The organism is Thermogemmatispora sp. (genome assembly GCF_019683755.1).
In the GTDB taxonomy this organism is placed as follows: Bacteria; Chloroflexota; Ktedonobacteria; order Ktedonobacterales; family Ktedonobacteraceae; genus Thermogemmatispora.
On record NZ_JADGHT010000255.1, the window covers coordinates 1 to 6,841 of the forward strand.

General features: G+C 60.0%; 5 protein-coding genes and 1 pseudogene. 3 read left to right on the forward strand and 3 right to left on the reverse strand.

All coding sequences use genetic code 11. From position 1 onward, the window contains the following. Positions 1 to 85: 85 nt before the first annotated feature. The gene (locus IRZ24_RS14875) at positions 86 to 556 is read left to right on the forward strand and encodes a hypothetical protein (protein ID WP_297165598.1); all 471 of its coding nucleotides are present in this window, start codon (positions 86 to 88) and stop codon (positions 554 to 556) included. Between the two features lie 723 nt (positions 557 to 1,279). On the opposite strand, the gene IRZ24_RS14880 is transcribed toward IRZ24_RS14875, so the two are convergent. Further along, positions 1,280 to 2,089, reverse strand: a complete 810-nt coding sequence (locus tag IRZ24_RS14880) for a response regulator transcription factor (RefSeq protein WP_297165600.1) — start codon at positions 2,087 to 2,089, stop codon at positions 1,280 to 1,282. Then, positions 2,086 to 3,975: an ATP-binding protein gene (locus IRZ24_RS14885; RefSeq protein WP_297165601.1), complete on the reverse strand. Its 1,890-nt coding sequence runs from the start codon at positions 3,973 to 3,975 to the stop codon at positions 2,086 to 2,088. Before IRZ24_RS14885 ends, IRZ24_RS14880 begins: the two co-directional genes overlap by 4 nt. Before the next feature lie 308 nt (positions 3,976 to 4,283). Here IRZ24_RS14885 and IRZ24_RS14890 point away from each other — a divergent pair, with 308 nt between their 5' ends. Further along, positions 4,284 to 5,309 carry a PHB depolymerase family esterase gene (locus IRZ24_RS14890; RefSeq protein WP_297165603.1) on the forward strand — a complete coding sequence of 342 codons (1,026 nt, stop codon included), beginning with the start codon at positions 4,284 to 4,286 and terminating at the stop codon, positions 5,307 to 5,309. A gap of 257 nt (positions 5,310 to 5,566) precedes the next feature. Here the strand turns inward: IRZ24_RS14890 and IRZ24_RS14895 are convergent, their stop codons facing one another. Next, positions 5,567 to 5,869: a GlsB/YeaQ/YmgE family stress response membrane protein gene (locus IRZ24_RS14895; RefSeq protein WP_297165605.1), complete on the reverse strand. Its 303-nt coding sequence runs from the start codon at positions 5,867 to 5,869 to the stop codon at positions 5,567 to 5,569. A 310-nt stretch (positions 5,870 to 6,179) separates the two neighbouring features. Between IRZ24_RS14895 and IRZ24_RS14900 the strand changes: the two are divergent. Further along, a pseudogene (locus IRZ24_RS14900) lies at positions 6,180 to 6,841 on the forward strand (hypothetical protein); the annotation flags it as partial.

A 6,841-nucleotide genomic window follows, 5' to 3' on the forward strand; every position in this document is an offset into this window, starting at 1 on the left:
CACTAGTAGTTCTCTGCTCAGCAGGGGCTACAAGCTCTGGCAGATACCGCAAGCTAGCTGGGAATGCTGGAAAGGAGTGCAGTTAATGAAACGCTGGTTTCTTGCCTTGAGTGTTGCCTTGATGATGGTCGTCTCCTGCTGGCTTTTGTTGCCGGCTCAGGCCCAGGCCGCCGCGCTGGCTCATAAGCCTGCCGCGACGACGCGGGCTCAGCTGCCAGTCCTTCGCTCACGACTCTATTATAGCAACCCTGATCAGCGCTACAGCTTTGGCTATAGCTTCTCGTTTGTGACCCGCAGCGATGAGTATTATCTGGATGCCGGGACCCACCAGTGGGTTTTTACCTCCTACAATTACCGCCCCGGCTATACCATGATGCTGACCCTCTATCTGAATGATGTCCCTATTGGGACGGTCTGGCTGCCGGAGGCCGGAGGCACGGTGACGGTGACCGGCGGGGCTGGCTATTACTCTTTCCTGCTGCAGAAGGCTAACGATGGCTTCTACGTGCAGGGAAGTGTCCAGAACTTCTGGCCGCTGATCTGGGTCAGCATCTAAGCCTGTCTCAGGTCCCGAGCCCTGGAGTCCTTCCCAACGCCTTCAACAGGACTCCGTTCGCCGGTTGACCCTGCCCTCGTCTCCCTTGAATAGTTCTCTGCTGGCCTCTGTTCTGCCCTGCGGGGAGGTACGAGCTTAGGGTCACCGGCTCGCCCGGCCCTCAGATAACCTCTGCCCCGCACTAGCTCTCTCCCCCCTCCGGCTCGGTTCCCGCTGGCGTGGCGAATGAGACGATAACGATCAAGCCACCGCTGCCCCCAGCCTGGCTGTGACAAAGATTGCCCCTCTACGAACGAGCCTCAAAGGCGGTCTTGATTAGGGCAGGTAAAGAAGGAGGGGGGCAGGGTCACAGGCCAAGCAGCATGACCAGGAATTGGAGAAGTGAAGAAGGAACTGAGTCTCAAATCTGACCAGTACGACACAGCGGATCGCGGGCTTGTTCTTCACCTGTGAGGTGTATCGAGCCAGCATGCCATCGGCCTTGGAGCGAGGCATGGGAAGCCTGCTGGCGGGTCAGGTGCCTTGCTCCCAGACAGGCGGGGCGGCGACTTCATGACCTCTGGCAGGCTGGTCTAGCCAGGCTGGTCAGGGTGGTTCAGGCGCAATCTGATAGCCACAGGAGCCATCGCCTGATCCCAGGCGCCTTCTCTGTTGCGGCCAGTCCATACGGGTGGGTAGGGGACTGGACGCGTCAGCTCACGCGCGGCTGCCCGTAAGCCTCTTCTACTCATCAACATGCTTCTGCTCTCTGTTCCCTCTTCTCTCTTTTTCGCCTGCCGCGCTGCTCTCGCGGCTAGCGAACGAGGAGGGGCCTGGCTTCTCCAACGCCGAGGTCTCTTCTTCAGCAGAGAAGCGATAGCCAACGCCGGAGATAGTAAGAATGAAACGGGGATGGGCTGGGTCAGGCTCGATTTTCCGGCGTAGCTGTCCAATGTAGACATGCAAGTAGTGTGCCTCTCCTCCATAGCCGCTGCCCCACACGCGTGTCAGCAGCATCTGACGCGTCATGATCTTGCCTCGGTTCTGCACCAGGACCTTGAGCAGCTCATACTCTGTTGGAGTCAGCTTGACCTCCTTACCGTTGAGTTGGACAAGGCGCCGTTCGAAGTCGATGCGCAGGGGGCCGGCGCTAAAGACGGCGGCGGTTCCTCCCTGCAGGGGTGCCGCATGCCGCAGTGCAACACGGATGCGGGCCAACACTTCATTCATCCCGAAGGGCTTGGCCACGTAATCATCGGCTCCTAAATCGAGCGCCAGCACCTTATCGCGCTCACTGTCTTTGACTGAGAGGACAATGATGGGCAGATTCGAGTGGGCCCGTACACGCTTGCAGACCTCCAGCCCACTCATCCCTGGCAGCCCAAGATCTAGGAGCATGACATCGGGACGGAAGTGGCTAAGAGCCTCGAGCGCCTCCTCACCGCTGCTGGCGGCATAGACTTCATAGCCGTAGGCGCTCAGGCTACGCTGGAGTGCCCGCACAATCTCGATTTCGTCGTCGACAACCAGGATACGTGCTCCTCCTGCAATCATGAAAGCGGTCGTTCCTCCTCCCTCTGCTCTCGCTGACCAACATGGGCCGGACTGCTCCTTGTCTTAGTCTCTCGGCTCGCTGCCGGAGCCTGGACAGGCCAGGTCGCCGGCGCTGCTGCCCTGGAGGTCTCAGTCAATATGGTCTGCTCTTGAGCGATCTCGCTGGGCTGGGGTTGGTCGTTGAGCGGCAAGGTAAAGTGGAAGATGGCGCCTCCCCCTGGCCGGTTCTCTGCCCAGATCCGGCCGCCGTGGGCCTCGACCAGACCTTTGCACACGGCCAGTCCCAACCCAGTGCCGCCGGCTCGTCCACCACCTCCACCTCCTCCACTGGCGCCCCCTCCTCTCCTGACACGATAAAACTTGTCAAAGATACGTTCCAGATCAGCGGGAGGAATACCAGGCCCGCGGTCGGCAACGCTGACCTGAACATATCCGTCACGACGCCTGGCTTCGATCTCAATCGGGCTGTCGGCTGGCGTATGACGTACAGCATTCTCGATCAGATTGGTCATGACCTGACTGAGCTGCAGATAGTCGATCGGTACGGGGGGAAGATCCTCCTCAAGCTCAATGTGTATCCGCCGTTGCTGTAGCAATGGCTGTAGCTGTAGCAGAACATCATGGACCAGTTCATCCAGTGGATACCACTCTTTTTCGGGCTTGAGAGCCCCCCCCTCGATGCGCGACATGTCAAGCAGATTCTCAACCAGGCGATTCAAGCGGTCGGCCTCACGCTCAATGGTGAGAGCAAAGCTGCGCCGGCTCTCCTCGTCCCAGGCGATGTCCTCCTGCAGGAGGCTGCTAGCTGCCGCTTTGATGGAGGCCAGTGGCGTGCGCAGATCATGCGAGACGGAAGAGAGTAGCGCTGTGCGCAGGGCGTCAGTCTGGCGCAGCAGCTCTAGCTGTAAGCCCTCGCGCCTCAGACGGGCCCGCTCGATGATAGCGGCAGCCTGGTCCAGAAAGGCAGCAAAGAAAGGCCCTTCCAGGGCGCTTGGAGCCTGACCTTTGAGCCGCTGCCTCCAGGTGCGGGCCCGGCCCCAATGTGGCCACTCAGTTTCCTCCATGAGGAGGAAGAGCACTCCGAGGACACGGCCACCTGTCTTGAGCGGCAGGAGCCGGATATAGCGACGTCGGCCCCATGCACGCAGCGAACTCTGCAACGTAGCGCGCAGGCCACGCCCATACGGTCCACTTCCTTCCAGGGGAACATCATGCAACTCGGCAGCCTGTCCATTGGCCATGACCCACGCGGCTGTCGCCTGCTCGTCCGACGAGAGCTGCAGCCGTTCCTGAGGCAGCCCTGCATTGGCCAGCACTTCCAGCCTACCCTGCTCGTTGGGCAAGAGCAGCGCACAGCCGCTGACTCCCCAGGGGGCAAAGACTTGGACCACAGCCTGCGTGACGATCGTTAGCTGACGCTGGAAGTCCTCCTCATGGTTCGCTGCGCGCACCAGATCGTACAGGATACGCGTCTCGCGCTCGCGGCGCCGCGCCTCATCTGCCTGTCTGCGCAGAGCGTTGGTCATCTCACCGGTGATGATGGCGGCGGTAAGAAAGACAAAAAGGGCTAGCCATTCCTCAAAGCGATTGACTGTCAGGCTGTAGAGGGGCTGAACCAGAAAGTAGTCAAAAAAAAGGAAGGCCAGGACGGAGGTCAACACGGCCGGATAGAGGCCGCGCGTGCTGGCCAAGGCCAGCACCACCAGGAGATAGAGGAGGGAGATATTGGGAATGCGTGGGTAGAGGGCAAAGGTATAGATGACAGCCGTGACCAGAGCAGCCGCTAACAGCGCCAGCAGGGTATCGATAAGCAGACGCCCCCAGCTCTGCCGTGGTCGTGCGAGCAAGGGCAGGAAGTAGTGGCCCTGATGATATTGCTCTCTCATAGTTACGCTTCCCCTCTGTCCGATGGCCGGTGCGGGTATAGCCTGGTCACCTTCATGCGCTGAGCCAGTAGTGGGAGACACCTGCTGTTCCTCTCCCTTCTTGAGACTCCCCCTTATTATAATTCTTTGCTTGCTTTCCTGCTAAAAGGCAAGGGGGAGCAGGCCCGTGCTCACAACCCCGTGAAGGGAGAAGACCCGTAGCTTAGGAGATCCGAAAGATCCCCTTGGACAGTGCGTCTTTCACAAAAGAGGCTGGGCCAGTTCCCGTCTCTCTCCAGACTAGAATCACAGGAAAAGGAGCAGCACATATGCGACAACCTCTTCGGGGCAGTGGCGATGGCGCAGCATGGGCATGGGTCTTCTTGCTCATGCTGGCAATTTTGGGCGGCTGCCGCGGTCGCAGCGCCGCTCTCCCCACTGGCGGCCATTCCCAAAGCGGAGGTGTGAGTCAGGCGACCACAGCGCCGGCAGCGAGAAGCCAGAGGAGTCCAGGCTGTGGTCAGGCTGCCGCTGCTCGTGGCACGACGCTGGTGGAGACGCTGATGTCCGGCGGTTTAGCCCGTAGCTATCGTCTCCATGTGCCCCCAGACTACCAGCCCGATCAGCCCTTACCGCTGGTATTGAACTTTCACGGTCACGGAAGCAGTGGCAAGCAGCAGGAGGCGTACACGGGTTTCTCCTTGCTGGCCGACCGAGAGCACTTCTTTGTGGCCTATCCTGATGGGGTTGTGGCTTCCGATGGCCAGAGCGGCTGGAATGCCTACGGACCGCACCCCACGCCTGTCGATGATGTACGGTTCACGAGCGATCTGCTCCAGACTCTGCAGGCACATTGGTGCATTGATCTGCGACGTATCTTTGCTACCGGCCTCTCCAATGGAGGTGGCTTGACGGCTCTGCTCGCCTGTCGTCTCTCGACACAGATTGCAGCTTTTGCGCCGGTTTCTGGTGCCTTCTATCCTATCCCCAGCGGCTGTCATCCAGAGCGTAGTGTCCCCATATTGGAGATTCATGGCACAGGTGACCTCATCGTTCCTTATGGGGGGAAACCAGGCCTTGGCCTGCCTCCGATTGGCCAATGGCTGCAAGACTGGGCTCAGCGCGACGGCTGTCTGCAGGGGCCCACGGTTTTCCTCACCGAGGATGACATCACCGGTGAAGCATGGTTCCACTGTGCAGCGCCGGGCATCGTGGTGCATTACCGCATCTCCGGTGGCGGTCATACCTGGCCCGGCTCACTGATTCCGTTGCCCTACTACGGCCAGACGAGCCATACGCTCAATGCCACAGTGGTGATCTGGCAGTTCTTTGTTGCCCATCCGCTGCCAGTCTGACGAGCCAACTTGATCGCTGGGCAGGGAGGCGCTGACCGAGGCTGGTCAGGCCTCCGGCTCTGAAGCAAGGTAAAGGCCACGGAGAGCCAGCAATGGACTTGACAAGCGGCACGGGCTGAGCGCCGCCGAAACAGAGCGGCAGGTTGGCGCAGAGGAGGAGCTCCTCTACACCAGCCTGCCTCCTTCATCCCCCGGCTGAGTCACCCCACCCGGGGAACAAGCCAGCTTAGCCTATTTGCTTGGTCGTAAGAGCCAGGCTAGACGGTGCTGCCACGTCCACGGGAGAAGAGACGCAGGAGAAAGATGAGGATAATGGCCCCAATCAGGGCTACGACAAGGCTGCCCCAAAAGCCGAAGCTCGCTCCTGGCGCCAGTAGATCCATCAGGAGGCCGCCCAGGAAGGCCCCAATCAGGCCCACGATGATGTCTCCGATGATACCGAAGCCGCTCCCTTTGACCAGGAAGCCAGCCAGTGCACCAGCAATCAAACCGATGATGAGCCAGGCGATGATGCCCCCAGGATTTAAGGCGGCAGCAAGCACAAGTGAAGCTGCTGTCATGAAGAGTATCCCTCCTTTAAAGAGGATAAAAGAGATGTAATACAATGGGCAGGCAAGTTGTACCAACGATGATCTTTGCCTCTTCATTCAACGGCTGGTACAAATCACACTTGCCACTCTTAACACGGCGAAGAGATCAAGAAAGGATACAGACCAGTCTGCTTCTTAGAGAACAAGAGAACACAGGAGAACGTTCGCCTTCGGCGAGGCTCTTGCTGGCAGCCGAGAGCTAGCGTAGCAGCGGGCGAGGTTGACGCGCAAAGAAGGGAGCGCTATACTCAAGAGCATGAATTGCAGCAGGCGGCATAGCTTGACTCTGGTCCTGCTGAGCTGCCTTGTGCTCGTGCTGGGGGCGAATGCCTGCAGCCCGGGCTACAGCGGCACAGCCAAAATTGCTTTTGTCCGCGCTGGCCAGTTGTGGACTATCTACCCCGATGGCAGCGGTGCCTACCAGATTGCTGACAACACACCTCCTGTCGTAGGCGTGGGCTGGTCACCCGATCACCACCTCCTCGTGTTTCGCACTTTGGATAGTGATTACGCGGCGAGCGCGGCGGGGCGTCAGCTCAAGTCGGACCCCTTGACTGGGCTGGTGACCGATGTCCCTGCTGGGCTGAATACGGTGGGAGTAGATGGAGGCACGCCCATTCCGATCTTGTTCTCCAGCGCCGCCGTGCGCGTCAGTGATGCCTGGTGGAACCCCACGGGCAACCGCTTGCTCTACCGGCTTACTCTCAGAGGGGGGACGTCCCTGCTGCGCTGGGAGCTGGCGCAAAACGACCAGCCGGGTGGTATCGCCACGCGTACGCTGCCGGTCAGCCTTGCGATCCCCTCGTTAAGCGCCGGAGCTGGCAGCATCCTCGGAGTTGATCAGCGTGGCCTCTTCACCACCACGCTTAGCGGGACAGAGCAGCGCTGGCTCACGCGTGGACTTCCAGCCGGCCACCCACTGCCAGCCACCCTGGAGCGAGT

What these genes read in the sequence shown, in the direction of transcription:
- IRZ24_RS14875 (WP_297165598.1), top strand. Translation starts at nt 86, where the DNA reads ATGAAACGCTGGTTTCTTGCCTTGAGTGTTGCCTTGATGATGGTCGTC.
- IRZ24_RS14880 (WP_297165600.1), bottom strand. Translation starts at nt 2,089, where the DNA reads ATGATTGCAGGAGGAGCACGTATCCTGGTTGTCGACGACGAAATCGAG.
- IRZ24_RS14885 (WP_297165601.1), bottom strand. Translation starts at nt 3,975, where the DNA reads ATGAGAGAGCAATATCATCAGGGCCACTACTTCCTGCCCTTGCTCGCA.
- IRZ24_RS14890 (WP_297165603.1), top strand. Translation starts at nt 4,284, where the DNA reads ATGCGACAACCTCTTCGGGGCAGTGGCGATGGCGCAGCATGGGCATGG.
- IRZ24_RS14895 (WP_297165605.1), bottom strand. Translation starts at nt 5,869, where the DNA reads ATGACAGCAGCTTCACTTGTGCTTGCTGCCGCCTTAAATCCTGGGGGC.